Origin of the sequence: Caulobacter segnis, assembly GCF_019931575.1 — a bacterium.
In the GTDB taxonomy this organism is placed as follows: Bacteria; Pseudomonadota; Alphaproteobacteria; order Caulobacterales; family Caulobacteraceae; genus Caulobacter; species Caulobacter segnis_C.
In genome coordinates, this window is sequence record NZ_CP082923.1 from 1,661,836 (window position 1) to 1,685,625 (window position 23,790).

Here is a 23,790-nt window from a genome sequence, read left to right on the forward strand (position 1 = left end):
ACGCTCGTGTGTGCGTCGCAGCAATCGAAAAGGCGAAGTTCCCGAAAGCGTGATCGTCATGGATCAGTCGTCCAGGTCGAACGGCAGCTCGTCCTGGTCGCTGGGGGTTTCGCGCCGAGCCTTCGAGACGGGCTTGTAGCTCGGTTCCGGGGGCGGGACGGGCGCGACGTCCTCGTCGTCCCAGGGCGGATCGCCGAACATGTCCAGCTCGGCCTCCCGGGCGGGCGGCGGCGGCGGGACGGGCGGCGCCGGAGGCGGGGTGGTCGGACGCGAGACCGGCCGGGCGGCGGTCAGCGGGATGTCGTCGAACGACGAGCGGCGCGACAGCGGTGGCGGGGTGTCGGGCAGGGGCGGCGGCGACTGGAAGTCGTCGTCCTCGATCTCGTCATCGAACGGTTCGACGAAGGGCTGGGGGGGCGGCTCGTGGGGCGGCTCGGGGCGTGGCGCGGGCGCGGCGGCGGCCGGACGCGGCGTGACCGGCGTCGAGGCCTGAGCGGCGGCGGGCGGCGCGGCGGGCGCGGGGCGCGGCGGCAGCGGGCGGCGGACGATGGCCTCGCAGCGGGCCAGCCAGCGGTTGGCCTCCTGCACCAGCTCGGCCGGCGAGCGGCTCTCGCGGCGCAGTTCGTCGCCGGGGACCCACAGCTCGAGCGCGAAGTCGGGATGGCGCGGATCGTCGAACACCAGGCGCAGAGTGACGGTCTCGGCCTGAGGCGACACATGGTCGATGGCCCGGCGGCTTTCGCCCCGGAACACCCGGCCCATCACCTGGCCGTCGATCAGCAGTTCGGCGCCCACCAGCTCGTCGAGGCGGTAGAGCAGGCACCAGCCGCCCCGGTCCCACGCCACGGCCATCAGGTTGGTGGCGAACGAGAAGCCCGCGCCGCGTCCGCGTCCTCGGGCGACGACCACCCCTTCCGGTTCGCCCTTCAGGACGTTGCGCAGGGCCCGGCGGATGCGCCGGTCCTCGTCGCCGTACCAGATGGCCAGGCTGCCCAGGAACGTCACCGCCGACCCGGCGATGGCCACGAACAGCAAAAGACGCGCGAGCTCGCTCATAGTGGACGCAGGCTAGCGAGAGTCCTGATTCCGAAACAGGGGTCAGGGGCGAGCGTTTCCGACGCAGGCGTCGCCGGCGTTGGGAACCAGCGATAGCTGCATCTTGGGCCGGCGGGGCGCGCTCGAGGTCGAGATCAGCACCGCCATACGGCGACCGCCGATCGTGACGCAGTGGCTCTCCTGCCGGAACGAGCCGACGGAATCACGCGAGCCGGGGCCGCTGTCGACCAGCGGGGTCGTCGGGGCCTCGGTGGCCAGGAGCAACAGGGCCATCTCGCGCAGCCGTTCGGGGTCGCCGTCCATGACCCGCATGTAGCACCCGACCTGGGGCGGCGTGTCGCTCATCAGCACCGTGCCCGCGCCGTTCATCCGGTAGATCCCGCGCTTGCGATCGACCAGGAGGATGAACGCGTTGGGCGTGTCAGCCAGCTTGGCCTTGCGGCGTACGGCGGCCAGGCATCCGTGGGTGAGGGCGTACCGTGCGGACTCCGTCGGAGAGACCAGGGCCGAAAAGGGCGGGGTGGGGCTTTTCGGCGGCGCGGCCGGCGCGGCCTGGGCCAACATCAGAAGAACAGCGAGCATGCGAACCTCCGAAGTGAGTGCTCACATACTTCTCGCTAAACCTGAGGTTTGTCGAGGTCGCTTCTAGTCTCGGAAGTGGCCGACCACGGGAACGTGATCCGAAGGCTTTTCCTTGTCGCGCTCGTCGCGATGGATGACGACGTCGGTCAGGCGGTCTGCGGCCTGGGACGACAGCAGCAGGTGGTCGATGCGGATGCCGAGATTCCGCTGCCAGGCGCCGGCCTGATAGTCCCAGAAGGTGTAGCCGCCCGGCGCGCCGTCGGCCTGCATGTAGCCGTCGGTGAAGCCCAGGTTCTTCAGGGCCCGGAACGCCCCCCGGCTTTCGGGCTGGAACAGGGCGTCGCCCAGCCAGGCCTCGGGATTGGCCACGTCCTCCGCCTCGGGAATGACGTTGTAGTCGCCCAGGATCACGAGGGGCTCCTCGAAGGCCAGCAGGCCCTGGGCGTGGGCGTGCAGCCGGCGCATCCACGAGAGCTTGTAGTCGAACTTCTCGGTGCCGATCGGATTGCCGTTGGGCAGGTAGATGCCGACAACCCGGAACGGGACTGGCGCGCCGATCACCGCCTCGACATAGCGCGACTGCTCGTCGACCTCGTCCTCGGACAGCAACGGCAGGCCCTTGCGGACGTCCTCGACCGGGAACTTCGAGAGCAGGGCCACGCCATTATAGGTCTTCTGGCCGTGGACGACGACGTTGTAGCCGAGCCGCTCGAAGGCCTCGGCCGGGAACTTCTCGTCGACGCACTTGATCTCCTGCAGCACGGCGACGTCGGGCGCTTCCGATTCGAACCAGGCCAGCACGCCCTCCAGGCGGGCGTTGATCGAATTGACGTTCCAGGTGGCGATGCGCATCGACGGCTCCAAACAGCGGCGCGAGGCTAGGGCCCATGAGGGGCGCGCTCAAGTCGGCGCGCGCCTAAGAACCCACTTGACCCCGTCGTCGCGACGCGGTGCAGGCTGTCGTTCGCATCCAGAGGTGAGACATGGCCAACTGCTGCGGCGACGATCTCTGCAAGACCGACCAGCCCCCGGCCGGGCGCTGGCGGCTGGCTCTGTGGCTGGCGCTGGCGATCAACGCCGGCATGTTCGCGGTCGAGGGGGCGGCGGGCCTGATGTCGGGCTCGGCCTCGCTGCAGGCCGACTCGCTGGATTTCCTGGGCGACGCGGCGAACTACGCCATCAGCCTGGGCGTGGTCGGCCTGGCCCTGACCTGGCGCGCCCGCGCGGCGCTGCTGAAGGGCGCGACCATGCTGCTGTTCGGCGGCTGGGTCGCGGGCATGACTCTGTGGGGCGTCTGGAAGGGCGCGACGCCCGAGGCGCCGGTAATGGGCGCGGTCGGCCTGGCCGCCCTGATCGCCAATGTCGTGACCGCCGTGATGCTGTTCAGGTTCCGCAATGGCGACGCCAACATGCGCTCGGTCTGGATCTGCTCGCGTAACGACGCGATCGGCAATGTGGCGGTGATGCTGGCGGCGCTGGGCGTCCTGGGGACCGGCACGCGCTGGCCCGACCTGGCGGTCGCCGCCGTGATGGCCGGCCTGGCGCTGCAGGGCGGCGTCCAGATCGTCCGCCACGCGCTGGCCGAGCTGAAGGCGGCCAAGGCCCAGCCGCCGCGTTTCCAGGTCGCGGCCCGTCACCGGGCCTGACCCGCGACCCTAGATCGAGAAGCTGACCCCGCAGCCGCAGCTGGACTTGGCGTTCGGGTTGCGGACCCGGAACTCGGCGCCGGCCAGTTCGTCGACGAAGTCAATCTCCGAACCCTTCAGCAGGGCCAGGGAGACGACGTCCACCAGGGCAACGGCGTCGTCGCGCTCGACCTTCAGGTCGTCGTCCTCGACGGTGTCGACCAGGTCGAAGCGGTACTGGAAGCCCGAGCAGCCGCCGCCGTCGACGGCGACGCGCAGCATCAGCGGCCGGCCCTCGCTGCTGGCGATGGCCTTGATCCGACGGGCGGCGTTTTCGGAAAGCGTTAAGTCTACTTGGGTCATGGCTGTGGAAAAGTCACCTTCAGCCTATATGAGGGTGTCGCGGCCTCTTCGGAAGGGGCCAAATCGTCCAAAGCGCTAAAGGCGGTTCATGTCCTCCACCCCGTACTTCGTTCCTCGCGCGCCCTACGCCGAAGATCCGTTCAAGTCGAAGGGGCGTCGTTTCAAGGAAGAAGAGAGCCGCACCCGGACCCCGTTCGCCCGCGATCGCGACCGCATCATCCACACCTCGGCCTTCCGCCGCCTGAAGGAGAAGACCCAGGTCTTCGTGGCGCACGAGGGCGACAACTTCCGCACCCGCCTGACCCATTCGCTGGAGGTGGCGCAGGTGGCGCGCTCGCTGGCCACGGCCCTGGGCCTGGACGCCGACCTGGCCGAGACCATCGCCCTGGGTCACGACCTGGGTCACCCGCCGTTCGGCCACGCCGGCGAGGACGAGCTGGAAATCCAGATGAAGCCGTACGGCGGCTTCGACCACAATGTGCAGACCTTCCGCGTGGTGACCGAGCTGGAGCACCGCTATCCGGACTTCCTCGGTCTCAACCTGACCTGGGAGACCCTGGAAGGCATCATCAAGCACAACGGTCCGGTGACCAACAAGCTGGGCAAGCCGTCCTGGAAGGCGATCCAGAAGTACGACGACGAGTACAAGCTGGGCCTGGACACCTGGGCTTCGGCGGAAGCACAGGTCGCGGCCCTGGCCGACGACATCGCCTACAACAACCACGACGTCGACGACGGCGTCACCGCCGGCCTGTTCAGCCTGGACGAGCTGATGGACGTGCCGCTGATCGGTCCGATCCTGGCGGCCGTGAAGAGCGAGCGTCCCGACCTCGACGCGCGCCTGACCCACCTGGAGGCCGTGCGCCGGATGATCGGGGCCATGGTCGACGACGTGATGGGCGAGACCCTGCAGCGCGCCGCCGCCACCGGCGTGTCGTCGGCCGACGACGTCCGCGGCCTGGATCACGCGCTGGTCGCCTTCTCGCCGGACATGGCCGAGGACCTGGCCCGCCTGCGCGGCTTCCTCTACGAGCGCATGTACCGCCACTGGAAGGTCAACCGCACCCGCAGCCAGGCGCGCCGTATTCTGGGCGAAATGTTCGCGCTATTCCTGCGGGAGCCGGAGGTCCTGCCGACCGTCTGGTTCAACAAGTCGCAGAACCGCGACGAAGCCGGCCGGGCCCGCGTGGTCTGCGACTATATCGCGGGCATGACCGACCGCTTCGCGATAGAAGAGCACCGCAAGCTGTTCCACCTCGACGTCTGGAACTGAGCCTTAAGGCTACGGACTCCTGGTCGGGTGGACGCTTCTGAGACGGGCCGCCGTTGGGGTAACCTCGGGGCGCGCGCGTCTGATTCGATCGTTCGATCCGTGCGTCCCCTGTTTGGGGCTTTAAGAGTATCTGGAGCCTGCCTGAGATGTCCGATCCGCACCGCGGGGCCTATACGCCGCCCACCGACGCGCCGCTGTCCTTCGACGCGCGTCAGCCCGTGCGGGGCGCGCGCCCGCTGCCCATGACCCTGATCATCAGCGCGGTGGTGCTGGTGACGCTGGTCGTCGCCGTCGTCATGATCTATCGCGGCGGCGTTCGCGGTCCGAACGAGCCGCCGCAGGCGGTCGGGACCGAGGTCGCCCAGATGAAGACCCCGCCGCCGGCCGGCAGCCAGCCCCAGGATCCCGCCGCGGGCCTGCAGATCTATCACAGCGACGAGGCCCAGCCGTCGGCCACCTTCGCCGCGCCGCCGGAAGAGCCGCAGGCGCGTCCGGCGATTCCGCTGCCCACCGCGCCGGTCCAGACCGCCGCCCTGCCGGCCGCCGCGCCCGCGCCGACGGCTCCCCCGGCCGCCAAGCCGGCGCCCACCATCGAGTCCCTGGCCACCGCCGCCAACCAGAAGCCTGTCGCCGCTCAGCCCAAGCCGGTTCAGGTCGCCGCCGCCACGCCGGCGCCCGTCGCGACCAAGCCTGTCGCCCCGAGTTCTGTTTCGGGGGCCACGGGGCCGGCCTCGGTGCAGATCGGCGCGCTCTCGTCGCCCGCCCTGGCCGACAAGGCCTGGACCGAAGCCACGCGCCTGGCTCCCGGCCTGGCCGCCGGCAAGGGCAAGAAGGTCGAGGCGATCGACAAGAACGGCTCGACCCTCTACCGCACCTCGGTCACGGGCTTCGCCAGCCGCGAGGCCGCCAAGGCCTTCTGCGAGGCGATCTCGGCCTCGGGCAAGTCCTGCTTCGTCAAATGAGCCTGCTGATGGGCGCCTCTTCATCCGCCGCCATCCTCGGCTGCGCCGGGACCACGCTGACGGCCGAAGAGGTCGCCTTCTTCAGGGACGTGAAGCCCTGGGGCTTCATCCTCTTCAAGCGCAACATCGCCGACCCCAACCAGGTCCGCGCCCTGACCGCCGCGCTGCGCGAGACCGTCGGGCGGCCGGACGCGCCGATCCTGATCGACCAGGAGGGCGGCCGCGTCGCCCGCCTGCAGCCGCCGCACTGGCGGACCTATCCGCCGGGCCGCGCCTATGGCGAGCTGGTCGCCAATGACCCGCTGGTCGCCCGCGAGATCACCCGCCTGGGCGCGCGCCTCATCGCCCATGACCTGCTGTCGCTCGGCATCAATGTCGACTGCGTGCCGGTGCTGGACGTGCCGGACCCCAAGGCTCACGAGATCATCGGCGACCGCGCCTATGGCGACACGCCCGAGCAGGTGGCGAGCCTGGGCCGCGCGGCGGCCGAAGGCCTGCTGGCCGGCGGCGTCCTGCCGATCATCAAGCACATTCCCGGCCACGGCCGCGCCCTGAGCGACAGCCATCTGGAACTGCCGGTGGTCAAGGCCAAGCTGGCCGAGCTGGACGCCCGCGACTTCGCGCCGTTCCGGGTGCTGTCCGACATGCCGATGGCGATGACGGCCCACGTCGTCTACACGGCCATCGACCGCAAGAACCCGGCCACGACCTCGAAGAAGGCCATCAAGAAGATCATTCGCGAGTCCATCGGCTTCGACGGTCTCCTGATGAGCGACGACCTGTCGATGAAGGCGCTGTCGGGCGACTTCAAGCAGCGCGCCAAGGACAGCCTGTCGGCCGGCTGCGACGTCGTCCTGCACTGCAATGGCGACATGGCCGAGATGAAGGCCGTGATGTCTGGCGTCGGCCGGATGGGCAAGGAGGCGCGCCGCCGGGCCCAGGCCGTGATGGGCCGCCTGGTCAGGGTTCCGGAGCCCTTCGACGTGGCCGAGGCCAGGGCGCGCTTCGACGCCGCCTTCGACGGCAAGTACGCTTGAGCACGGGCTTCCAGCCCACATTCGACTTCGAGGCCGCCAACGAGGCGGCCGAGGACGGCGCCGCGCTCGTCATCGACATCGACGGCTACGAAGGCCCGCTGCACGTCCTGTTGGCGCTGGCTCGCAGCCAGAAGGTCGACCTGCTGCAGCTGTCGATCACGCGCCTGGCCGAGCAATACCTGGCGTTCGTGCAGCAGGCCCGCCGCGTGCGCTTCGCCCTGGCGGCCGATTATCTCGTCATGGCCGCCTGGCTGGCCTACCTGAAGTCGCGCCTGCTGCTGCCCAAGCCCGAGCGCGCCAAGGCCGAGGAGCCGCCGGCCGAGGAGATGGCCGCGCAGCTGGCCTTCCGCCTGGCCAAGCTGGACGTGATGCGCAAGGCCGTCGAGGCCCTGAAGGACCGGCCGATCCTGGGCCGCGACGTCTTCATGCGCGGCGACCCCGAGGCGGTGAAGATCGTTTCCTCGACCCGGCTGGAGGGCGACCTCTACGGCCTGATGAGCGCCTATATCGAGCAGCGCAAGCGCGAGCACAGCCGCCACTACGCCCCGCGTCCGCCGACCGCCTATCCGCTGGAAGACGCCCGCGACCGCCTGCGCAGCCTGCTGCCGAAGATGGAGGACTGGACGGTCCTGTCGACCATCGCCCCGATCGAACGGGTGCTGGAGGAGGAGGACGGCCCCACGCCGGCCTCGTACCTGGCCTCGACCCTGTCGGCGTCGCTGGAGCTGGTGAAGGAGGGCGTCCTAGAGGCGCGCCAGCTGGAGCACTTCAAGGACATCTACTTGCGGACTCGGGCCGAGCCGCTGGAAATCACCGAATGACCGTCGAACTCGAACCCCTCTTCGTCGAGCGCTGCATTGAGGCCCTGCTGTTCGCGGCGGCCGAACCGCTCAGCGACGTCGACCTGGCCAAGCGCCTCCCCGAGGGCGCGGACATCGCCGCCGCCCTCGAGGCCCTGCGCCTGCGCTACGAGGGCAGGGGGATCGAGCTGGCCTGCGTGGCCGGGCGCTGGCGCTTCCAGACCGCCAACGACCTGTCGTTCCTGATGACGGAAGAGCGGGAAGAGCCGCGCCGCCTGTCCAAGGCCGCCCAGGAGACTCTGGCCATCGTCGCCTACCATCAGCCCGTGACCCGGGCCGAGATCGAGGCGGTGCGGGGCGTGCAGGCCAGCCGGGGCACGATCGACGTGCTGCTGGAGCTGGGCCTGATCCGCATGCGCGGCCGCCGGCGCACGCCGGGCCGGCCGGTGACGTTCGGGACGACGGACGCGTTCCTGGAGCACTACGGCCTGGCCAACCTGGGCGACCTGCCCGGCATCGCCGAGATGAAGGCCGCCGGCCTCCTGGAAATGAACCTGCCGCCGGGCTTCAACGTGCCCGATCCGCTGGGGCTGCGCGCCAGCGAGGACGAGGATCCGCTGGACCTGGAAGACGGCGAGACGCCGGAATTCGCCCAGGACTTCCTGGGCGAGCCGGAGAAGGCGGACGGCTAGGCTGATTTTCAGCAAATAGCGCGGTCCTCCTCATCCGCTCATCCCCGCGAAAGCGGGGACCCAAGCGGCGCGGGGGGGCTGGTAAAGCCGCGACCAATCCTCTGACTCGGCTTGGGTCCCCGCTTTCGCGGGGATGAGCGGTGGTTGGAATACCGAGCTAACAGAGCTTGGCTGAACCTAGGCCAGGATATCCGCCACCAGGCCCTTCTGACCCTTCTTGTCGGGATCGTTCTGGACCTGCTGCTTGATCATGTCCTTGAGCTTGTCCTCGACCTTCTTGCGCTCTTCGGGCGACATCGCCTTCAGCTGCTCCTCGGTGACGCCCAGCTTGGCCAGCATCATGGCCCGCATCTTCTGGGCCGGGGTCATGGCCTGGAACTTGAGGAACTCGTCCTTGGCCGAGGTCTCGCCGACCGGCGAGGACGTCGAGGCGCCGACACCGCCATAGGGGCTGTAGACCGAGGAAGAACCGATCGCGGAAATCGACATGCGGACGCGCTCCCGAACTCAAAGGGTGCGACATCCTGGCAAGAAGCGCGCCAGCCAAGCTAAGCGCGACTTTTCAAAGGCTTGTGGCGCAAGGGATCCGGGGAAGCTTCACCAGGCGGTCAACTTGACCGAGCAGAACTTGCCGCCGCTCACGCAACCTGTCGCCTCATGGGCGAACGATGGTCGGCGGCCCCGCGAGCGCCTATATTCTCCGACATGTTGTAACGACGCGTCGCAGCGGCTATCTGGCGCTGTCGCAAGGAGTCTCGGTTATGGGAAGTTTCGGTCCTATTCACTGGATCATCGTCGCCGTCGTCGTGCTGCTGCTGTTCGGCGGCCGCGGCAAGCTGTCGGGCATCATGGGTGACGCGGCCAAGGGCATCCGGGCGTTCAAGGACGGCCTGAAGGATGACGTCAGCACGGAAGTCGCCGACAACAAGGCCAAGGGCTCGCTGCCGCGCACCGAGCAGGAAGCCGAAGAGCTTCGCAAGTCGTAAGGCTTTGAGGCGCGCGGGGAGGGGTTCTCCGCGCGCGACGATCCAACCACGCGGGGGGCCTTCGCGCTCCGCCGCTCTAAGGCGCGTCCATGCTTCCTGATATCGGCGGCACAGAACTCCTTGTCATCGCCGCCGTCGCCCTGATCGTGGTCGGACCCAAGGACCTGCCCGTTCTCCTGCGAAAGCTCGGCCAGTTCGTCGCGCGCATGCGCGGCATGGCCTCGGAGTTCCGGGCCAGCTTCGACGAGATGGCGCGCCAGTCCGAACTGGACGAGCTGCGCCGCGAGGTCCAGGCCATGCGCTCGGGCCAGTTCGCCAATCCCGTGCAGGAAGCCGCCGACGCGGCCAAGGATGTGGGCGTGGACCAGGTCTTCGCCGACATCGACGCCTCGCTGTCCAGCGGCGCGACCCAGATGCATCCCTATGCCGGCGGCGAGATCCACAATCCGGCGCTGACCACCGACAATTCGATCCTGCCCCCCGTGGACACGGCGCCCGAGCCGAAGGCGGAAATCGTCGAGAAGCCCAAGCGCGCGCCGCGCAAGAAGACGGTCGCCGCGGCCGAGCCCACGCTCGTCGAGCCGGCCAAGGCCCCGCGCAAGAAGGCGGCTGGAAACAAGGACATTACCGTCGAGACCCCCAAGGCCAAGCCGGCGCCGCGTAAGCGCGCGGCCAAGGCCGGCTCGACCGCTTCGGACATCGTCTCGTGAACGACAAGACCATCGGATACGACACCGAGGACGAGATCGAATCCTCGCGCGCGCCCCTGCTGGACCACCTGATCGAGCTGCGCACGCGCCTGATCATCTGTGTCGCGGCGATCGCCGTGGCGTTCGGGATCTGCTTCGCCTTCGTCAAGCCGATCTTCCTGTTCCTGGTCCGCCCGTTCACGGTGGCCGAGGGGCTGAAGGCCGTGCAGGACGCCGGCGGCCATCACGGCTCTTTCGACCTGCTGCTGGCCCTGGTCGGTATCAAGAAGGTTCCGGCCGCCTCGCTGGCCGACATCACCCTGCAGGCCACCGCGCCGCTGGAGCAGTTCTTCACCAACATCAAGCTGGCGGCGTTCGGGGCCATCATCCTGGCCTTCCCGATCATCGCCTGGCAGCTGTACCGCTTCGTCGCGCCGGGCCTGTACAAGAAGGAGCGCAACGCCTTCCTGCCGTTCCTGATCGCCTCGCCGCTGCTGTTCTTGATGGGCGCGTCGCTGGTCTACTACGTGATGCTGCCGTTCGTGCTGTGGTTCTCGCTGAGCCAGCAGATCGTCGGCGAGGGCGTGAAGGTCGTGCTGCAAACCCGGGTGTCGGAATACCTGACCCTGGTCACCACCCTGCTTCTGGCCTTCGGGCTCAGCTTCCAGCTGCCGGTGGTGCTGTCGCTGGCCGGCCTGGCGGGACTGGTCGATTCCAAGATGCTGCGCGCGGGCCGTCGCTACGCCATCGTCGCCGTCTTCGTGGTGGCGGCCATCGTCACCCCGCCGGATCCCATCAGCCAGATCACCTTGGCCGTGCCGCTGTGCCTGCTCTATGAGGTCTCGATCTGGTGCGTGTGGCTGATCGAGCGCCGCCGCAAGCGGGAAGAGGACGAGGAAGCCGGCACGGACGTCGTGGCGGTCTGACGTCTCCCACGTTGCGGGCAAGGAAAAAGGCCCCGCGGCTTGAGCCGCGGAGCCCTTCGTTCCACTCAAATACGCGAGTGAAAGTCCAGAGCGTGGCGTCCGCCGCGCTCTGATGTTTGGTTTAGGCGGCGTCGCCGATGCGGGCTTGCAGCTGGGCCTTGGCGGCGCGGACCGTGTCGGTCACGCAGGCCTGGTAGCTGACGACGCTGAAGTTCGGCTGGGCGCGGCAGACCGTGGCGGCGGCCGTGCGGATTTCGGCGTGGATCTGGTCGCGGGTCTTGCCCTTCAGCGAGATGCGGACGACCGAGACGGTGTCGGTGGCCGGAGCCTTGCCGGCTTCACGGGTGCGCAGGATCGAGGCCAGCTGGCGGTGGGCGCTCATCAGGGCGCCGTCGATGCAGTCCTGGCCGCCATTGCCGGCGCAGACCGAGGCGGCGGCCGACTTCAGCTCGTTTTCGATCTGAACCGAGTTCTTGCCCGAGATCGAGACGCGCACTTCGGCGGCGGTCTTGGCGCTGGCCGGAACGGCGACAGCGGCGGCGATGGCGAGGGCGGCGAAAGCGGCGAACGTCTTCATGGTTTGGGTAGTCCTGTCTATATCGGGGAGGGCCTGGATGGCCGCTGAAAAGGACGCGTACTGAATTGGGCGCGGCTTTTCCGTCATCGGGATTAAGCCCGCGTGTGGAAGCGCGCCTAATCGCCGTTAACAGTTGGGTATTTCGTGTCGTTTGGCCTCTAGGCGGGCAATAAGGCGCCTTTTCGACCCTCGTGATCCGGTCGCACCGTTCGAATTTCGCCGATTTCGAGCAATGCGACGCTGGCGATCGCTCCCCCGCTCGGGATCACGAAGCCGTGGAGAGCCCGGCGGGCCGTCCGGAAAGCTTGGCGCCCCCGCCGACGCGCCTTAGAGAGGGCGTTTCTCCTACCTCTCCCGAGCTAGCGTTCGATGCACGACATCAAGGCCATCCGCGACAATCCCGAAGCTTTCGACCGCCACTGGTCGGCCAAGGGGCGGTCGGGCGCGGCCGCCGAGGCCGTCAAGCTTGACGCCCAGCTGCGCGCGGCCCAGACGGCGCTGCAGGAAGCCCAGGCCAAGCGCAACGAGAGCTCGAAGCTGATCGGTATGGCCAAGGCCAAGAAGGACGAGGCCGAGGCTGCCCGCCTGATGGCCGAGGTCGAGGCGCTGAAAGGCGTCATGGCGACCGCCGCCGAAGAGGAAGGCCTCGTCGGCGGCAAGCTGAAGGACCTGCTGGCCAGCCTGCCGAACATGCCCGCGCCGGAGGTTCCGGCGGGCGAGGACGAGCACGGCAATGTCGAGCAGCGCAGCTGGGGCGACGCCAAGGCTCTGCCGGCCGGCAAGCTGAACGCGCCCAAGGACCACGTCGACCTGGGCGCGGCCCTCGGCGGCATGGACTTCGAAGCCGCCGCCCGCATGAGCGGCGCGCGCTTCGTGGTGCTCAAGAAGGAGATCGCCCGCCTGGAGCGCGCGATCGGCCAGTTCATGCTGGACCTGCAGACGGTCGAGCACGGCTACACCGAGATCAGCCCGCCGCTGCTGGTGCGCGACGAGGCGCTGTTCGGCACCGGCCAGCTGCCGAAGTTCGCCGATGACCTGTTCCACACCACCGACGAGCGCTGGCTGATCCCGACCGCCGAGGTTTCGCTGACCAACATCGTCCGCGAGCAGCTGGTGGCCGAGGAAGAGCTGCCAATGCGCCTGACGGCCCTGACGCCGTCGTTCCGCGCCGAGGCCGGTTCGGCAGGCCGGGACACGCGCGGCATGATCCGCCAGCACCAGTTCTACAAGGTCGAGCTGGTTTCGATCACCACGCCCGACCAGTCGGACGCCGAGCATGAGCGCATGGTCGAGTGCGCCGAGGCCGTGCTGAAGAAGCTGGAGCTGCCGTTCCGCACCATGCTGCTGTGCACCGGCGACATGGGCTTCGGCGCCCGCAAGACCTACGACCTCGAGGTCTGGCTGCCGTCGCAAGACATGTATCGCGAGATCAGCTCGTGCTCGAACTGCGGCGACTTCCAGGCCCGCCGCATGGAGGCCCGCTACCGCAAGACCGGCGAGAAGGGCGGCCACTTCGTCCACACCCTGAACGGCTCGGGCTTGGCCGTCGGCCGCACCCTGGTGGCCGTGCTGGAGAACTACCAGGACGAGGCCGGCCGCATCCACATCCCGGCCGCGCTGCAGCCCTATATGGGCGGCGTGACGCACATCGGGGGCGCTGCGTGAGGATCCTCCTCACCAACGACGACGGCATCAACGCGCCGGGCCTGAAGGCCCTGGAGACGATCGCCCGCGCCCTGAGCGACGACGTCTGGATCTGCGCGCCGGAATACGAGCAGTCGGGGGCCAGCCGGGCCCTGACCCTGTCTGACCCGATCCGCGTGCGGAAGCTGGACGCCCGCCGCTTCGCCGTCGAGGGCACGCCGACCGACTGCGTGATGATGGCCGTGCAGCAGCTGATCGACGGTCCCCAGCCGGATCTGGTGCTGTCGGGCGTCAATCGCGGCCAGAACCTCGCCGAGGACGTGACCCTGTCGGGCACCGTGGCCGGCGCGATCGAGGGCATGGCCCACGGCATCCCGTCGATCGCCCTGTCGCAGACCATGACCTTCTTCCACGAGGAGATCGTCGCCCACTGGGAGACGGCCGAGCATTTCGGCCCCGGCATCGTCCGCCGCCTGCTGGAGGTGGGCTGGCCCGCCGACGTGGTGATGAACGTCAACTTCCCGGCTCTGGCGCCCGAGAAGGTCACCGAGGTCGAGGTCACCCGCCAAGGTTTCCGCGACGGCCTGCTGCGCAACATGGAAAAGCGCACCGACCTGCGCGGCCGCGACTACTACTGGATGGGCTTCTCGGCCAAGGCGTCGGAGCCGGCCGAGGGCACCGACCTGCGCGCCATCTACGAGGGCCGCATCTCGGTCACGCCGCTGCACATCGACCTGACGCACCATGAGACCGTCCACGCGTTGAAGGGCGTGCTGGGAGGCGCTCCGCCCAAGGTGAAGGACGCATGAGCGGACGGACGACCAAGGCCGCCGAGAACGCCAAGGCCGACCTGCCGCGCCTGATGCAGGCCCTGCGCGACCAGGGGGTGACCGATCCTCAGGTGCTGAAGGCCATCGAGACCACGCCGCGCGACCTGTTCACGCCCGACCTGTTCAAGGACCGCTCGTGGGAGGACTCGGCCCTGCCGATCGCCTGCGGCCAGACCATCAGCCAGCCGTTCATCGTCGGCCTGATGACCCAGGCCCTGACCGTCGAGCCGCGCGCGCGCGTGCTGGAGATCGGCACGGGCTCGGGCTACCAGACCACGATCCTCAGCAAGGTCTCGCGCCTCGTCTACACGATCGAGCGCTACCGGACGCTGATGAAGGAGGCCGAGGGGCGCTTCCACAAGCTGGGCCTGACCAACGTCATCACCAAGTTCGGCGACGGCGGCGAAGGTTGGGCCGAACAGGCGCCGTTCGACCGCATTATGGTCACGGCTGCGGCCGAAGATGATCCCAAGAAGCTGCTTTCGCAGCTGAAACCCAACGGCGTGCTGGTCGCGCCGGTGGGCAAGGGGCCAGTGCAGAGCCTTCGCCGCTACGCCGGCGACGGCAAAGGGGGCTTCCGGGTCGAGATCCTGTGCGACGTGCGCTTCGTGCCCCTGCTGGCCGGCGTCGCCAAGGACCAGTGAGTTTGGAGGGCGCGGCTTCCGTGTCCTTCGGTGTTAAAGATTGATTCACCCTGGCGGAGCCCTCTGGTGGCCCCGGCGGGAAAGGAGACGTTATGAGGCAGTTGTGGACGCAAGCGGCGGTGATCGCCCTGACGGCTGGAACGCTCTCCGCTTGTGCTACCGAGGCGCCGCAGTATCCGGCGCGCGAAGGCCAGACCGCGCCGCCGCCGCGCAGCATGCCGACGCCGAACTTCCCGATCAGCCAGGGCCCGGCCAGCCAATCCCAGTCCGCGCCCCAGGCCACGGCGCCCGCGACCGAAACCGACGCCGCCGAGGCCTTGCCGCCGGCCCAGCCGATCCCGACCCAGTCCCTGCCGCCGGTGACCCGTTCTGAGCTGCCGCCCGCGCCGGCGCCGCGCCCGGCCCCCGCGCCGCAGCCCGTGCTGCGCGCGGTTCCGCCCAGGACCGTGGTCACCACCAGCGTCACCGGTCCGGTGGTCGACGCGGCGGGCAAGCCGCAGGTGCATGTCGTGAAGTCCGGCGACACCCTGACCTCGATCGCCAAGCGCTTCGGCGTCAACGTCAACGACCTGGCCAAGGACAACGACATCAAGAAGGGCCAGACCCTGCGTCTGGGCCAGAAGATCAACGGCCCCGCCAGCGAGCAGAAGGCCTATGTCGTCCAGACCGGCGACACCATCTTCGCCATCGCCAAGCGCTTCAACGTCACCGCCGCGGCCCTGGCCGACGAGAACGATCTGAAGACTGGCTCGGCGATCCGCAAGGGTCAGAAGCTGGTCCTGCCGGACGGCTACAAGGACAAGGGTCCGATCAAGACCACCACGGTGGTTCCGGGGGCGCCGGGGTCTTCGACGGTCGTGGCGGACGAGACGCCCGCTCAGACCACGACGCGTCCGAGGGCGTCCACCCGCCCCGCGCCGATCGACGAGGAGCCCGCCACCGTCAGCACCACCACGCTGAGCGTGACCGGATCCGTCGTCTCGGTGGCCGGGCCGCGCCAGGTCCACACGGTGAAGTCGGGCGACACCCTGACCTCGATCGCCCGCAAGTTCGACATGAGCGTCAGCGAACTGGCCGACGCCAACGACCTGAGCACCAAGAAGACCCTGCGTCCGGGGGCCAAGATCCGGGGGCCGGCGACCACCAACAAGGCCTATGTCGCCCAGAGCGGCGACACCCTGGGCGACATCGCCAAGCGCTTCAACGTCAGCGTCCGGTCGCTGGCGGCCGAGAACAACCTGCGCTCCACGGCCTCGGTCAAGAAGGGCCAGAAGATCGTCCTGCCGGACGGCTACAAGGACAGGGGCCCCATCAGGACCACGACCACGGCGGCCCGTCCGTCCGAGCCGTCGAACACCTACGCCCGGGCCGAGACGCCGACCCCGCGCCCCGCGCCGACGCCCAGCACGCCGTCCGGCCCCGTGCCCTACACGCCCAGCGGCAACAGCTATCCGCGTCCCAGCGCGCCCGTCGCCGCCCAGCCTGTCACCCCGCCGCCGTCGGCCACGCGCCCGATCATCGAGAGCAGCGCCGCCCCGACCGAGGCCGAGATCATCGCTTCGGGCAAGGGCAAGTTCGCCTGGCCGGTGCGCGGCGAGATCATCTCCGGCTTCGGCTCCAACGGTCCGGGACAGCGCAACGACGGCCTGGACATCCGCGCGCCGCAGGGCACGCCGGTGCTGTCGGCCGCCGACGGCAAGGTGGCCTATGCCGGCAACCAGGTGCCGAGCTTCGGCAACCTCGTGCTGGTCAAGCACGCCGACGGCTGGGTCACCGCCTACGCCCACCTCTCCAGCATCAACGTCAAGATGCAGCAGGACGTGCGCCAGGGCGAACCGCTGGGCGCCGTCGGCGCCACCGGCGGGGCCAACGAGACCAAGCTGCACTTCGAGATGCGTTACGCACCGACGGTCAAGGACAAGGCCAAGCCGGTCGATCCGGGCCTGGTGCTGCCGCGCTAAGGTTTCCGCGCCGCTGCATTCGGGACGGCCCGCTTCGAGAGAGGCGGGCCGTTTTCCGTTCAGAGCGCCCGGGTCATGAAGACGCTGTTCGGGTCGGGCCTGTAGTCGCCGAACGGTTCGCATTCCGAGAAGCCGTTGCGGGCGTACATCGCCCGGGCTGGGACGAAGAAGTCGCCGGCCCCGGTCTCCAGGCTCAGGCGGGTCAGGCCCAGGGCGACGGCGTGGGCCACCAGGTGGTCCAGCGTCGCCTGACCCACGCCCCGGCGGCGATAGGCGGCGGCCGTGTGCATGGACTTGATCTCGCCGTGCCCGCCGCCCAGCCGCTTGACCGCGCCGACGCCTGCCAGGGTCTCGCCGTCCCAGGCGGCGAAGAAGTCGAGGTCGGCCTCGCGCATGGCGTTCAGCGGCATGACGTGGCAGCTCTCTTCAGGCCCGGTCGAGCGCATGGCGGCGAAGTGGCCGGCCAGCAGGGCGGCGACCCGGGCGTCGTCGAAGTCGCCGGGAACGATGCGGAACGCGGTCATGGCTCAGGTCGTCGTGCTGTTGATGATCAGGTAGCGGGCTGGGACGGCGCCCGGATTGCCGATGCGGGTGGCGTCGACACCCCGGTGGCGCAGGCAGTCGCCGGGCGTCAGCGCGTAGGTCTCGCCCTCGACGTCCAGGCTGAGCGCGCCTTCCAGCAGGTAGAAGAACTGCTCGCGCCCCGGCGCCTGGCGGCCGTCATAGTGGATCTCGGCCCCAGCCGGCAGATCGCCCAGCGCCAGCTCGGTGGCGTAGTCCACGTTCGGCGGCGCGATCAGGGTGCGCAGATAGCCGCTCTCGGGATCGCGCCAGCGGGCGGCCTCGGCCCCGCGCAGCAGGCGAGGGCTGTTTTCCTCGACGGCCGCCATCAGCCGCGACATGGTCAGGCCATAGGCGCCGCACAGCCGGCCCAGGGCGTTGGCGGTCGGGCTGGTCTCGCCGCGCTCGATCCGCGAGATGGTGGCGCGGCTGAGGCCCGTCAGGCTGGCGGCGGTGTCCAGCGACAGGCCGCGCTCATGACGCAGCGCCTCGAGGCGCCCGGCCAGGGCCAGGTCGGAGGCGTCCGAGGGCGCGGGATCGGTTGAGAATCTCATAATCGAGAAATATTCTCGAATTTGATCGTGGCGCAAGCCCTATCGCTTGAACCGCCCCGGCGACACGCCGAACTGCCGGACGAAGGCCTCGCTGAAGGCCGCCTGGCTCTGGTAGCCGCAGTCCAGGGCCGCCTCGGTGACGCTGGCCCCGGCCGAGAGGCGCACCACGGCGTGGACCAGCCGAGCCTTCTGCCGCCAGGCCTCCAGGGTCAGGCCGGTCTCGCGCGGGAAGAGGCGCTGCAGCGTCCGCAGGCTGGCGCCGGCGGCGCGGGCGGCTTCGGCGAGGTCGCGGGCGTCGGCGGGGCTTTCGCGCCAGGCCTCGGCCAGCCGCAGGGCGCGAGGATCGCGGGGCAGGGGCAGCGCCAGGTCCTCGGTCCGCGCCGCCAGCAGCAGGTCGACCAGCAGGCCCGCCAGGCGGTCGTGCTCGGGGCGATCTGGAGTCAGCATGCCGACCGACAGGATGTGCAGGATCAGCTCGCGCAGCAGCGGCGCGACGGCGATCACGCGCGGCTGGGCGGGCAGGGGATCGGCGCGCGGCCGGTCGATATAGAGCGTGCGCATGGCCACCTCGCCACGGGCGACGATGGCGTGGCGCACGCCGGCGGGAGCCCAGATGGCCCGGGTCGGCGGCACGGTCCAGGCGGCGTCCTCGGTGATCACCTGCATGACGCCCGAGGCGGCGAAGATCAGCTGACCCCAGCCATGGGCGTGGGCGGGCAGCACGGTCCCGGCGTGCAGTCCCGCTGCGTAGGTGCGGACGTCGAAGCCGTCGCCGCCCGAGGTCAATCGAACACCCCGGGGTCGTACTGCATGGCCCCGACCAGATTGCCCTCGGTGTCCTCGAAATAGATCAGCTCGCCGACGCCCTCGATGCGATAGGGCGGCATGACGATCTTGCCGCCGCCGGCCTCGATGGCGGCGATGGTCGCCTTCAGGTCCTCGACGCCGAAGCTGGCCTCGTAGCCGGCCATGCGGACGCCCGGGACCAGTTCGCGCCGGCCCTGCAGGGCGCCCAGCAGGCCCTGGCCGGCGTTCTTGACCTGGTAGAAGTCCGGCGGCCCCCACGGGTCGAAGCGCCAGCCGAACACGCCTTCGTAGAAGCGCCTGGCGCGGGCGGTGTCGTCGGCGTTGATGGCGAAATGTCTGAACGTCGCGGGCATGGCGCTCTCCTGGGGTCGCGAGGAGCCCAGTTAAGCGCGGCTTGCGCTGGCGCGCTTCAGGTCAAACGCCAAAATCCGACGACTACGCGCCACATTACGGTCAGGCGGGCAGCTTGACGCCCAGTTCGCCCGCCAGGTCGCGCACGAACTGCCAGGCCACGCGGCCCGAGCGGGCCCCGCGCTGGGTCGACCACTGCAGGGCGCGCCGCTCCAGGTCGGGCGCCGAGAGCCCGAACTGCTCGACATAGCCCCGGATGGCGGCCAGGTAGGTGTCCTGATCCATCGGCGGGAAGCCGATCCACAGGCCGAAGCGGTCGGAGACGCTCATCTCCTCCTCGGCGTTCTCGGCGGCGGCGATGGCGCCCTGGCGCTCGACGTGGTCGCGCGGCATCAGGTGGCGGCGGTTCGAGGTGGCGACGAACAGGACGTTCTCGGGCGGACCCGAGACGCCGCCCTCCAGCGCGGACTTCAGGGCCTTGGCGGCCGCGGCGCCGTCCTCGAAGGAGAGATCGTCGCAGAGCACCACGAAGCGCTCGGACCGGGCGCGCAGCAGGTCGAACAGCGGCGGCAGGGCCGCAACCTCGTCGCGATCGACCTCGATCAGCTTCAGGTCGGGGAATTCACGGGCCAGGGCGACGAAGGCGGCCTTGGTCACCGAGCTCTTGCCCGTGCCGCGCACGCCCCACAGCAGCACGTGGTTGCAGGGCAGCCCCACGGCGAAGCGGCGCAGGTTCTCGACGAAGCGCGTTTTCTGGCGATCGATCCCGACCAGCGAATCCAGCGGCAGCGGATAGTCCGGCGCGGGGACGAAGGCGCCGTCCCGGGGCTCGTGCCGGAAGAGGCGCGCGGCCCCGAAGTCCGGAGCGGGCGGGGGCGGCGGCGCCAGGCGTTCCAGGGCGTCGGCGATGCGGGCGAGCAGGGGCCCAGTGGAGGACGAGATCGCGTCAGTCATGGGCACGCTGCATACCGGGTGCGCTTGCATTGCAAAAGGGGAGGCGAACGCATAGCTTCCGCCGACTTGGCGCGACCCTATCTAAAGGCGGCGCGCCTTACGGAATTCTCGGAGTCCCTATGAACAACCTGAACGCTCAGATTATCCAGATCGCGCCCATCCTCCTGATGGTCGTGCTGTTCTACTTCATGCTGATCCGTCCCCAGCAGAAGCGCGCCAAGGAGCACCAGAACATGCTCTCCAACCTGAAGCGCGGCGACAGCGTCGTGCTTTCGTCGGGCGTGCTGGGCAAGATCGTGCGCGTCGAAGACAAGGAAGTGGGCGTCGAGATCGCCCAGGGCGTCACGGTGAAGGTCGTGAAGGGCATGATCACCGAGGTCCGCGCCAAGGGCGAGCCGGCCGCCGCCAACGACGCCAAGAACTAAGGCGCTAACCCGTTCGCTAGGCGTTTTTGGCGCCGCCTGAAAAGTCCCGATCCATGCTGACCCTTTCCCGCTGGAAGATCATCGCCGTAACCCTGTCGGTGATCTTCGGCATTCTGTTCTCCCTGCCCAACGTGCTTCCGCAGAAGACGTTGGACGCCATGCCCAGCTGGCTGCCGCACCAGAAGCTGAATCTCGGCCTCGACCTGCAAGGCGGTTCGTATCTGCTGTACGAGGTCGACACCGACGCCCTGCACCGCGAGCGCCTGTCGAACCTGGTGGAAGACGTTCGCACCCAGCTGCGCAACGAGCAGATCCCGTTCGGCGAGCTGGTTCAGCAGGGGGAAGTGGTCAGCGTCCGCATCGGTGACGCCTCGCGCTACAACGACGCCCTGAACCTGCTGCGCAAGAACATCGGCGCGCCGATGACCGGCGTGATCGGCGGCAAGGACGTCTCGATCTCGAGCAAGGGCGACCAGCGCATCGAGATCCGCTACGTGCCGGAAGCCATCCGCGCCGACGCGGCCAAGGCCGTCGAGCAGTCGATCGAGACCATCCGTCGCCGGATCGACAGCCTGGGCACCAAGGAGCCCTCGATCAACCGCCAGGGCGACAACCGGATCATGATCCAGGCGCCCGGCGAGAGCGATCCGGAGAAGCTGCGCAGCGTCATCGGCAAGACCGCCAAGCTGACCTTCCAGATGGTCGACGAGACGGTGACGCCGGAAGACGTCCAGGCCGGCCGCATCCCGCCCGGCTCGGAAGTGCTGCAGAGCGAGGACGCGTACTCCCCGTACTACGTGCTCAAGAAGCGCGCCCTGGTCTCGGGCGAGGAACTGACCAACGCCCAGCAGCAGTTCGACCCGCAGACCGGCCACCCGGTCGTGCAGTTCACCTTCAACGGCGTGGGCGCCCGCAAGTTCGGCGACGCCACGGCCCGCAACGTCGGCAAGAAGTTCGCCATCGTCCTCGACAAGAAGGTGATCTCGGCGCCCGTGATCAACGGCGCGATCACCGGCGGCACCGGCATCATCACCGGCAACTTCACGGTCGACAGCGCCAACGAGCTGTCGCTGCTGCTGCGCTCGGGCGCTCTGCCCGCGCCGCTGAACGTGGAAGACCAGCGCACCGTGACCGCCGAGCTCGGCGCCGACGCCGTCAAGGCCGGCTCGATCTCGCTGGCCATCGGCGCGGCGGCCATGTTCGTGTTCGTGATCCTGGCCTACGGCCTGTTCGGCGGTTTCGCGGCCATCGCCCTGGTCGTCAACGTGCTGCTGATCATCGGCATCATGTCGATGACCCAGGCGACCCTGACCTTCCCGGGCATCGCCGGTCTGATCCTGACCCTGGCTGTCGCCGTCGACGCCAACGTGCTGATCTATGAGCGCATGCGCGACGAGGCCAATGCGGGCAGGACGCCCATGGCGGCGGCCGACCACGGCTATCGCCTGGCCCTGACCTCGATCCTGGACGCCAACATCACCAGCCTGATCTCGGGCCTGATCATGTTCAGCTTCGGCTCGGGCCCGGTGAAGGGCTTCGCCTGGACCCTGGTGATCGGCGTGTTCACGTCGCTGTTCACCGCCATCTTCATCACTCAAGTGCTCATCGGCTGGTGGTTCAAGACCACGAAGCCGAAGCAGCTGCCGATCGCATAGGAGACCCGACCATGCGTTGGCCCCTCATTCGCTACATCCCGCGCTCGACCCACTACCAGTTCGTGCGCTGGGCGCCCGTCGCGGCCGTCCTCTCGGCGATCCTGATCGTCGGGGCGATCGCCTCGCTGTTCCTGCAAGGCCTGAACCTGGGCATCGACTTCAAGGGCGGCGTCTCGCTGGAGATCGCCATGTCCCGCCCGGCGCCGCTGGCGCAGCTGCGCACGACGCTGGACGAGATCGGCGCCCATGACGGCCAGGTCCAGGGCTTCGGCGAGCCGAACACGGCGATGGTCAAGTTCCTGCCCGCCAAGGGCGAGTCGGCCAGCGCCGCCTCCAAGCAGGTCGAGGCCGAGCTGGTGAAGCGCTTCCCGGACCTTAAGGTGACCAGCCGCTCGGAAGTGGGCGCCAAGGTCTCGGGCGAGCTGCTGATGTCCGGCTTCAAGGCCCTGGGCGTCGCCCTGCTGCTGACCCTCGGCTACATCTGGTTCCGTTTCGGCCTGTCGTACGGCACAGGCGCCGTCGTGGCCGTGATCCACGACATCGTCCTGACCCTGGGCCTGCTCTCGGTGACGCGCATCGAGTTCTCGATGACCGAGATCGCGGCCCTGCTGACGGTCATCGGCTACTCGATGAACGAGAAGGTCATCACCTTCGACCGTCTGAAAGAGAACCTGCGCAAGTACAAGACGACCCCGCTGCGCGACATCATCGACCTGTCGGAAAACGAGCGTCTGTCGCGGACGATCATCACCGGCTCCACGGCCCTGCTGGCCTTGGGCGGCACGCTGCTGTTCGGCGGTCCCGTGCTGAAGCCGCTGGTCACCACCATGATCTTCGGCATCGTCATCGGCACCTATTCGTCGATCTATATCGCCCTGCCGATGATCCTGATCTGGGGCGTCAAGCGCGGCGACGAGGAAGCCACGCCGATCAAGCTCGGCGCGGCCTCGCGGCCCTGATGCGGCAGCCGCCGTCCATCGACGCCTGGGGCGGCGGCGGCTTTCGGGTCGCCGGCGACTGGCGGCCCGGCTCGCTGCTGGTCCTCGACGACCAGCCGCGCGACTGGCATGTGACGGCCCTGGCCGACCTCAAGCCCGAGGACTTCGCCGAGGTCCTCGCGGCCGGCGCGGCGGTGGAGTTCATCCTGCTGGGCACGGGCCTCGTCAACGCCCTGCCGCCGCGTCCCGTGCGCGACGCGCTGAAGGCCGCGGGCGTGGGCCTGGAGTTCATGAGCACCGAGGCCGCCGCCCGCACCTATAACGTCCTGGCCAGCGAGGGCCGCCGGATGGCGGCGGCGCTGATCGCGGTCTAAGACTAAGGCTCCCAGCCCTCAGGGGCGGGCTCGATGGCCGTATATCGCTCGATCCAGGCCGTGAAGCTGTCGGCGGCGACCGTCACGCTGCCATCGTCATGATCCCAGAACCATACGGCCGATCGGTCCGCACCGGGACGGGAGTCGAAGCAGAAAAGGTTGCCGCCGCAATCGTTGGCGAAAGCCACAAGATGGTCCGGCATGCCGCCGCCCCGCCAATCGTCGGTCAGCCGGATTATCTCCTCGGGATTGAAGAAGCCCGACACGTCGGCGAAGTCCGCGTTGGCCGCGAGTATGCCGTCGAGCAGGGCGATGCCCGGCCGAGGGAGGCCGTACGCCAGGACCGCCTGCCGGTAGTCCGGTGGTAGCATGAAGCCGAACCGCGCTTCGACGGCGTCCAGGTCGGGCTCTGCGACCTTTTCCGGCGGATAGTCCGGGTGGGTCCACTTTCCGGTGAACTGTTCAAGGGACAAGCGACGCTCCCATCTTCGCGGCGTAGAAGCCGGACGGTAAACCACACCGCT

Annotated in this window: 29 protein-coding genes; 17 read left to right on the forward strand and 12 right to left on the reverse strand. The window is 68.9% G+C overall.

Translation table 11 applies throughout. The annotated features are described in order from the left end of the window. Window positions 1-63 precede the first annotated feature (63 nt). From K8940_RS07690 to xth, 3 genes are all read right to left on the reverse strand, one after another. A complete protein-coding gene (locus K8940_RS07690) occupies window positions 64-1,056 on the reverse strand; it encodes a hypothetical protein (RefSeq protein ID WP_223394384.1) in 993 nt (330 codons plus the stop codon). 42 nt (window positions 1,057-1,098) lie between these two features. Beyond that, window positions 1,099-1,638, reverse strand: a complete 540-nt coding sequence (locus K8940_RS07695) for a hypothetical protein (RefSeq protein ID WP_223394386.1) — start codon at window positions 1,636-1,638, stop codon at window positions 1,099-1,101. A 63-nt stretch (window positions 1,639-1,701) separates the two neighbouring features. Beyond that, window positions 1,702-2,490, reverse strand: a complete 789-nt coding sequence (gene xth / locus K8940_RS07700) for an exodeoxyribonuclease III (RefSeq protein ID WP_223394388.1) — start codon at window positions 2,488-2,490, stop codon at window positions 1,702-1,704. A gap of 131 nt (window positions 2,491-2,621) precedes the next feature. Here xth and K8940_RS07705 point away from each other — a divergent pair, with 131 nt between their 5' ends. Then, window positions 2,622-3,284: a cation transporter gene (locus K8940_RS07705; RefSeq protein ID WP_223394390.1), complete on the forward strand. Its 663-nt coding sequence runs from the start codon at window positions 2,622-2,624 to the stop codon at window positions 3,282-3,284. Window positions 3,285-3,293: 9 nt separating this feature from the next. On the opposite strand, the gene erpA is transcribed toward K8940_RS07705, so the two are convergent. Beyond that, window positions 3,294-3,626, reverse strand: a complete 333-nt coding sequence (erpA, locus tag K8940_RS07710) for an iron-sulfur cluster insertion protein ErpA (protein ID WP_223394392.1) — start codon at window positions 3,624-3,626, stop codon at window positions 3,294-3,296. Window positions 3,627-3,714: 88 nt separating this feature from the next. On the opposite strand from erpA, the gene K8940_RS07715 reads away from it, so the two are divergent. The 5 genes from K8940_RS07715 to scpB all read left to right on the forward strand — a co-directional run bounded on the left by K8940_RS07715 (window position 3,715) and on the right by scpB (window position 8,390). Then, window positions 3,715-4,899, forward strand: coding sequence for a deoxyguanosinetriphosphate triphosphohydrolase (locus K8940_RS07715; protein WP_223394394.1), 1,185 nt, complete (start codon window positions 3,715-3,717; stop codon window positions 4,897-4,899). A 146-nt stretch (window positions 4,900-5,045) separates the two neighbouring features. After that, window positions 5,046-5,861, forward strand: coding sequence for an SPOR domain-containing protein (locus K8940_RS07720; protein ID WP_223394396.1), 816 nt, complete (start codon window positions 5,046-5,048; stop codon window positions 5,859-5,861). Then, window positions 5,858-6,898 (forward strand): beta-N-acetylhexosaminidase, encoded by a 1,041-nt coding sequence (nagZ, locus tag K8940_RS07725; RefSeq protein ID WP_223394398.1) that lies wholly within the window; start codon window positions 5,858-5,860, stop codon window positions 6,896-6,898. The genes K8940_RS07720 and nagZ overlap by 4 nt, the downstream gene beginning before the upstream one ends. Then, on the forward strand, window positions 6,895-7,719 hold the full coding sequence (locus K8940_RS07730) for a segregation and condensation protein A (RefSeq protein WP_223394400.1): 825 nt from the start codon (window positions 6,895-6,897) through the stop codon (window positions 7,717-7,719). The genes nagZ and K8940_RS07730 overlap by 4 nt, the downstream gene beginning before the upstream one ends. Continuing rightward, window positions 7,716-8,390, forward strand: coding sequence for an SMC-Scp complex subunit ScpB (gene scpB, locus K8940_RS07735; protein ID WP_223394402.1), 675 nt, complete (start codon window positions 7,716-7,718; stop codon window positions 8,388-8,390). Before K8940_RS07730 ends, scpB begins: the two co-directional genes overlap by 4 nt. 177 nt (window positions 8,391-8,567) lie before the next feature. Here the strand turns inward: scpB and K8940_RS07740 are convergent, their stop codons facing one another. After that, window positions 8,568-8,879: a hypothetical protein gene (locus K8940_RS07740; RefSeq protein WP_223394404.1), complete on the reverse strand. Its 312-nt coding sequence runs from the start codon at window positions 8,877-8,879 to the stop codon at window positions 8,568-8,570. A gap of 272 nt (window positions 8,880-9,151) precedes the next feature. Here K8940_RS07740 and tatA point away from each other — a divergent pair, with 272 nt between their 5' ends. From tatA to tatC, 3 genes are all read left to right on the forward strand, one after another. Further along, a complete protein-coding gene (gene tatA / locus K8940_RS07745) occupies window positions 9,152-9,376 on the forward strand; it encodes a twin-arginine translocase TatA/TatE family subunit (RefSeq protein ID WP_223394406.1) in 225 nt (74 codons plus the stop codon). 89 nt (window positions 9,377-9,465) lie between these two features. Then, window positions 9,466-10,086, forward strand: coding sequence for a Sec-independent protein translocase protein TatB (gene tatB, locus K8940_RS07750; protein WP_223394407.1), 621 nt, complete (start codon window positions 9,466-9,468; stop codon window positions 10,084-10,086). Beyond that, window positions 10,083-10,991 (forward strand): twin-arginine translocase subunit TatC, encoded by a 909-nt coding sequence (gene tatC, locus K8940_RS07755; protein WP_223394409.1) that lies wholly within the window; start codon window positions 10,083-10,085, stop codon window positions 10,989-10,991. The genes tatB and tatC overlap by 4 nt, the downstream gene beginning before the upstream one ends. 121 nt (window positions 10,992-11,112) lie before the next feature. Here tatC and K8940_RS07760 read toward each other — a convergent pair whose 3' ends face one another. Then, a complete protein-coding gene (locus K8940_RS07760; RefSeq protein WP_223394411.1) occupies window positions 11,113-11,568 on the reverse strand; it encodes a hypothetical protein in 456 nt (151 codons plus the stop codon). Between the two features lie 369 nt (window positions 11,569-11,937). On the opposite strand from K8940_RS07760, the gene serS reads away from it, so the two are divergent. The 4 genes from serS to K8940_RS07780 all read left to right on the forward strand — a co-directional run bounded on the left by serS (window position 11,938) and on the right by K8940_RS07780 (window position 16,647). After that, on the forward strand, window positions 11,938-13,233 hold the full coding sequence (gene serS / locus K8940_RS07765) for a serine--tRNA ligase (protein WP_223394413.1): 1,296 nt from the start codon (window positions 11,938-11,940) through the stop codon (window positions 13,231-13,233). Beyond that, complete coding sequence (gene surE, locus K8940_RS07770; protein WP_223394415.1) at window positions 13,230-14,021, forward strand: 5'/3'-nucleotidase SurE; 792 nt, start codon at window positions 13,230-13,232, stop codon at window positions 14,019-14,021. The genes serS and surE overlap by 4 nt, the downstream gene beginning before the upstream one ends. After that, entirely contained in the window at window positions 14,018-14,686 is a 669-nt protein-coding gene (locus tag K8940_RS07775; protein ID WP_223394417.1) for a protein-L-isoaspartate(D-aspartate) O-methyltransferase, read from the forward strand. Before surE ends, K8940_RS07775 begins: the two co-directional genes overlap by 4 nt. 92 nt (window positions 14,687-14,778) lie before the next feature. Next, window positions 14,779-16,647, forward strand: a complete 1,869-nt coding sequence (locus tag K8940_RS07780) for a LysM peptidoglycan-binding domain-containing protein (protein WP_223394419.1) — start codon at window positions 14,779-14,781, stop codon at window positions 16,645-16,647. A 59-nt stretch (window positions 16,648-16,706) separates the two neighbouring features. Here the strand turns inward: K8940_RS07780 and K8940_RS07785 are convergent, their stop codons facing one another. From K8940_RS07785 to K8940_RS07805, 5 genes are all read right to left on the reverse strand, one after another. Beyond that, the gene (locus tag K8940_RS07785; RefSeq protein WP_223394421.1) at window positions 16,707-17,171 is read right to left on the reverse strand and encodes a GNAT family N-acetyltransferase; all 465 of its coding nucleotides are present in this window, start codon (window positions 17,169-17,171) and stop codon (window positions 16,707-16,709) included. A 3-nt stretch (window positions 17,172-17,174) separates the two neighbouring features. Further along, window positions 17,175-17,762, reverse strand: coding sequence for a helix-turn-helix domain-containing protein (locus tag K8940_RS07790; RefSeq protein WP_223394423.1), 588 nt, complete (start codon window positions 17,760-17,762; stop codon window positions 17,175-17,177). A gap of 39 nt (window positions 17,763-17,801) precedes the next feature. Beyond that, window positions 17,802-18,548: an AraC family transcriptional regulator gene (locus tag K8940_RS07795; protein WP_223394425.1), complete on the reverse strand. Its 747-nt coding sequence runs from the start codon at window positions 18,546-18,548 to the stop codon at window positions 17,802-17,804. Beyond that, complete coding sequence (locus K8940_RS07800; RefSeq protein WP_223394427.1) at window positions 18,545-18,922, reverse strand: VOC family protein; 378 nt, start codon at window positions 18,920-18,922, stop codon at window positions 18,545-18,547. The genes K8940_RS07795 and K8940_RS07800 overlap by 4 nt, the downstream gene beginning before the upstream one ends. A 100-nt stretch (window positions 18,923-19,022) precedes the next feature. After that, window positions 19,023-19,874: an ATP-binding protein gene (locus tag K8940_RS07805; protein ID WP_223394429.1), complete on the reverse strand. Its 852-nt coding sequence runs from the start codon at window positions 19,872-19,874 to the stop codon at window positions 19,023-19,025. A 119-nt stretch (window positions 19,875-19,993) separates the two neighbouring features. Here K8940_RS07805 and yajC point away from each other — a divergent pair, with 119 nt between their 5' ends. The 4 genes from yajC to K8940_RS07825 are packed head-to-tail and all read left to right on the forward strand — an operon-like array spanning window position 19,994 to window position 23,266. Continuing rightward, complete coding sequence (gene yajC / locus K8940_RS07810; protein WP_223394431.1) at window positions 19,994-20,299, forward strand: preprotein translocase subunit YajC; 306 nt, start codon at window positions 19,994-19,996, stop codon at window positions 20,297-20,299. 53 nt (window positions 20,300-20,352) lie between these two features. Next, on the forward strand, window positions 20,353-21,954 hold the full coding sequence (gene secD, locus K8940_RS07815) for a protein translocase subunit SecD (protein WP_223394433.1): 1,602 nt from the start codon (window positions 20,353-20,355) through the stop codon (window positions 21,952-21,954). An 11-nt stretch (window positions 21,955-21,965) separates the two neighbouring features. After that, window positions 21,966-22,913: a protein translocase subunit SecF gene (gene secF, locus K8940_RS07820; protein ID WP_223394435.1), complete on the forward strand. Its 948-nt coding sequence runs from the start codon at window positions 21,966-21,968 to the stop codon at window positions 22,911-22,913. After that, window positions 22,913-23,266 carry an Mth938-like domain-containing protein gene (locus K8940_RS07825; RefSeq protein ID WP_223394437.1) on the forward strand — a complete coding sequence of 118 codons (354 nt, stop codon included), beginning with the start codon at window positions 22,913-22,915 and terminating at the stop codon, window positions 23,264-23,266. The genes secF and K8940_RS07825 overlap by 1 nt, the downstream gene beginning before the upstream one ends. A 2-nt stretch (window positions 23,267-23,268) precedes the next feature. Here K8940_RS07825 and K8940_RS07830 read toward each other — a convergent pair whose 3' ends face one another. Beyond that, complete coding sequence (locus tag K8940_RS07830) at window positions 23,269-23,739, reverse strand: SMI1/KNR4 family protein (protein ID WP_223394439.1); 471 nt, start codon at window positions 23,737-23,739, stop codon at window positions 23,269-23,271. Window positions 23,740-23,790: the final 51 nt, after the last annotated feature.

Coding starts and splice junctions, on each gene's coding strand:
- tatA (WP_223394406.1), top strand. CDS start 9,152: ATGGGAAGTTTCGGTCCTATTCACTGGATCATCGTCGCCGTCGTCGTG.
- xth (WP_223394388.1), bottom strand. CDS start 2,490: ATGCGCATCGCCACCTGGAACGTCAATTCGATCAACGCCCGCCTGGAG.
- secD (WP_223394433.1), top strand. CDS start 20,353: ATGCTGACCCTTTCCCGCTGGAAGATCATCGCCGTAACCCTGTCGGTG.
- nagZ (WP_223394398.1), top strand. CDS start 5,858: ATGAGCCTGCTGATGGGCGCCTCTTCATCCGCCGCCATCCTCGGCTGC.
- K8940_RS07690 (WP_223394384.1), bottom strand. CDS start 1,056: ATGAGCGAGCTCGCGCGTCTTTTGCTGTTCGTGGCCATCGCCGGGTCG.
- K8940_RS07705 (WP_223394390.1), top strand. CDS start 2,622: ATGGCCAACTGCTGCGGCGACGATCTCTGCAAGACCGACCAGCCCCCG.
- secF (WP_223394435.1), top strand. CDS start 21,966: ATGCGTTGGCCCCTCATTCGCTACATCCCGCGCTCGACCCACTACCAG.
- tatB (WP_223394407.1), top strand. CDS start 9,466: ATGCTTCCTGATATCGGCGGCACAGAACTCCTTGTCATCGCCGCCGTC.
- erpA (WP_223394392.1), bottom strand. CDS start 3,626: ATGACCCAAGTAGACTTAACGCTTTCCGAAAACGCCGCCCGTCGGATC.
- K8940_RS07800 (WP_223394427.1), bottom strand. CDS start 18,922: ATGCCCGCGACGTTCAGACATTTCGCCATCAACGCCGACGACACCGCC.
- K8940_RS07695 (WP_223394386.1), bottom strand. CDS start 1,638: ATGCTCGCTGTTCTTCTGATGTTGGCCCAGGCCGCGCCGGCCGCGCCG.
- K8940_RS07825 (WP_223394437.1), top strand. CDS start 22,913: ATGCGGCAGCCGCCGTCCATCGACGCCTGGGGCGGCGGCGGCTTTCGG.
- K8940_RS07715 (WP_223394394.1), top strand. CDS start 3,715: ATGTCCTCCACCCCGTACTTCGTTCCTCGCGCGCCCTACGCCGAAGAT.
- K8940_RS07790 (WP_223394423.1), bottom strand. CDS start 17,762: ATGAGATTCTCAACCGATCCCGCGCCCTCGGACGCCTCCGACCTGGCC.
- yajC (WP_223394431.1), top strand. CDS start 19,994: ATGAACAACCTGAACGCTCAGATTATCCAGATCGCGCCCATCCTCCTG.
- K8940_RS07785 (WP_223394421.1), bottom strand. CDS start 17,171: ATGACCGCGTTCCGCATCGTTCCCGGCGACTTCGACGACGCCCGGGTC.
- K8940_RS07760 (WP_223394411.1), bottom strand. CDS start 11,568: ATGAAGACGTTCGCCGCTTTCGCCGCCCTCGCCATCGCCGCCGCTGTC.
- K8940_RS07720 (WP_223394396.1), top strand. CDS start 5,046: ATGTCCGATCCGCACCGCGGGGCCTATACGCCGCCCACCGACGCGCCG.
- K8940_RS07775 (WP_223394417.1), top strand. CDS start 14,018: ATGAGCGGACGGACGACCAAGGCCGCCGAGAACGCCAAGGCCGACCTG.
- K8940_RS07805 (WP_223394429.1), bottom strand. CDS start 19,874: ATGACTGACGCGATCTCGTCCTCCACTGGGCCCCTGCTCGCCCGCATC.
- scpB (WP_223394402.1), top strand. CDS start 7,716: ATGACCGTCGAACTCGAACCCCTCTTCGTCGAGCGCTGCATTGAGGCC.
- serS (WP_223394413.1), top strand. CDS start 11,938: ATGCACGACATCAAGGCCATCCGCGACAATCCCGAAGCTTTCGACCGC.
- K8940_RS07740 (WP_223394404.1), bottom strand. CDS start 8,879: ATGTCGATTTCCGCGATCGGTTCTTCCTCGGTCTACAGCCCCTATGGC.
- K8940_RS07780 (WP_223394419.1), top strand. CDS start 14,779: ATGAGGCAGTTGTGGACGCAAGCGGCGGTGATCGCCCTGACGGCTGGA.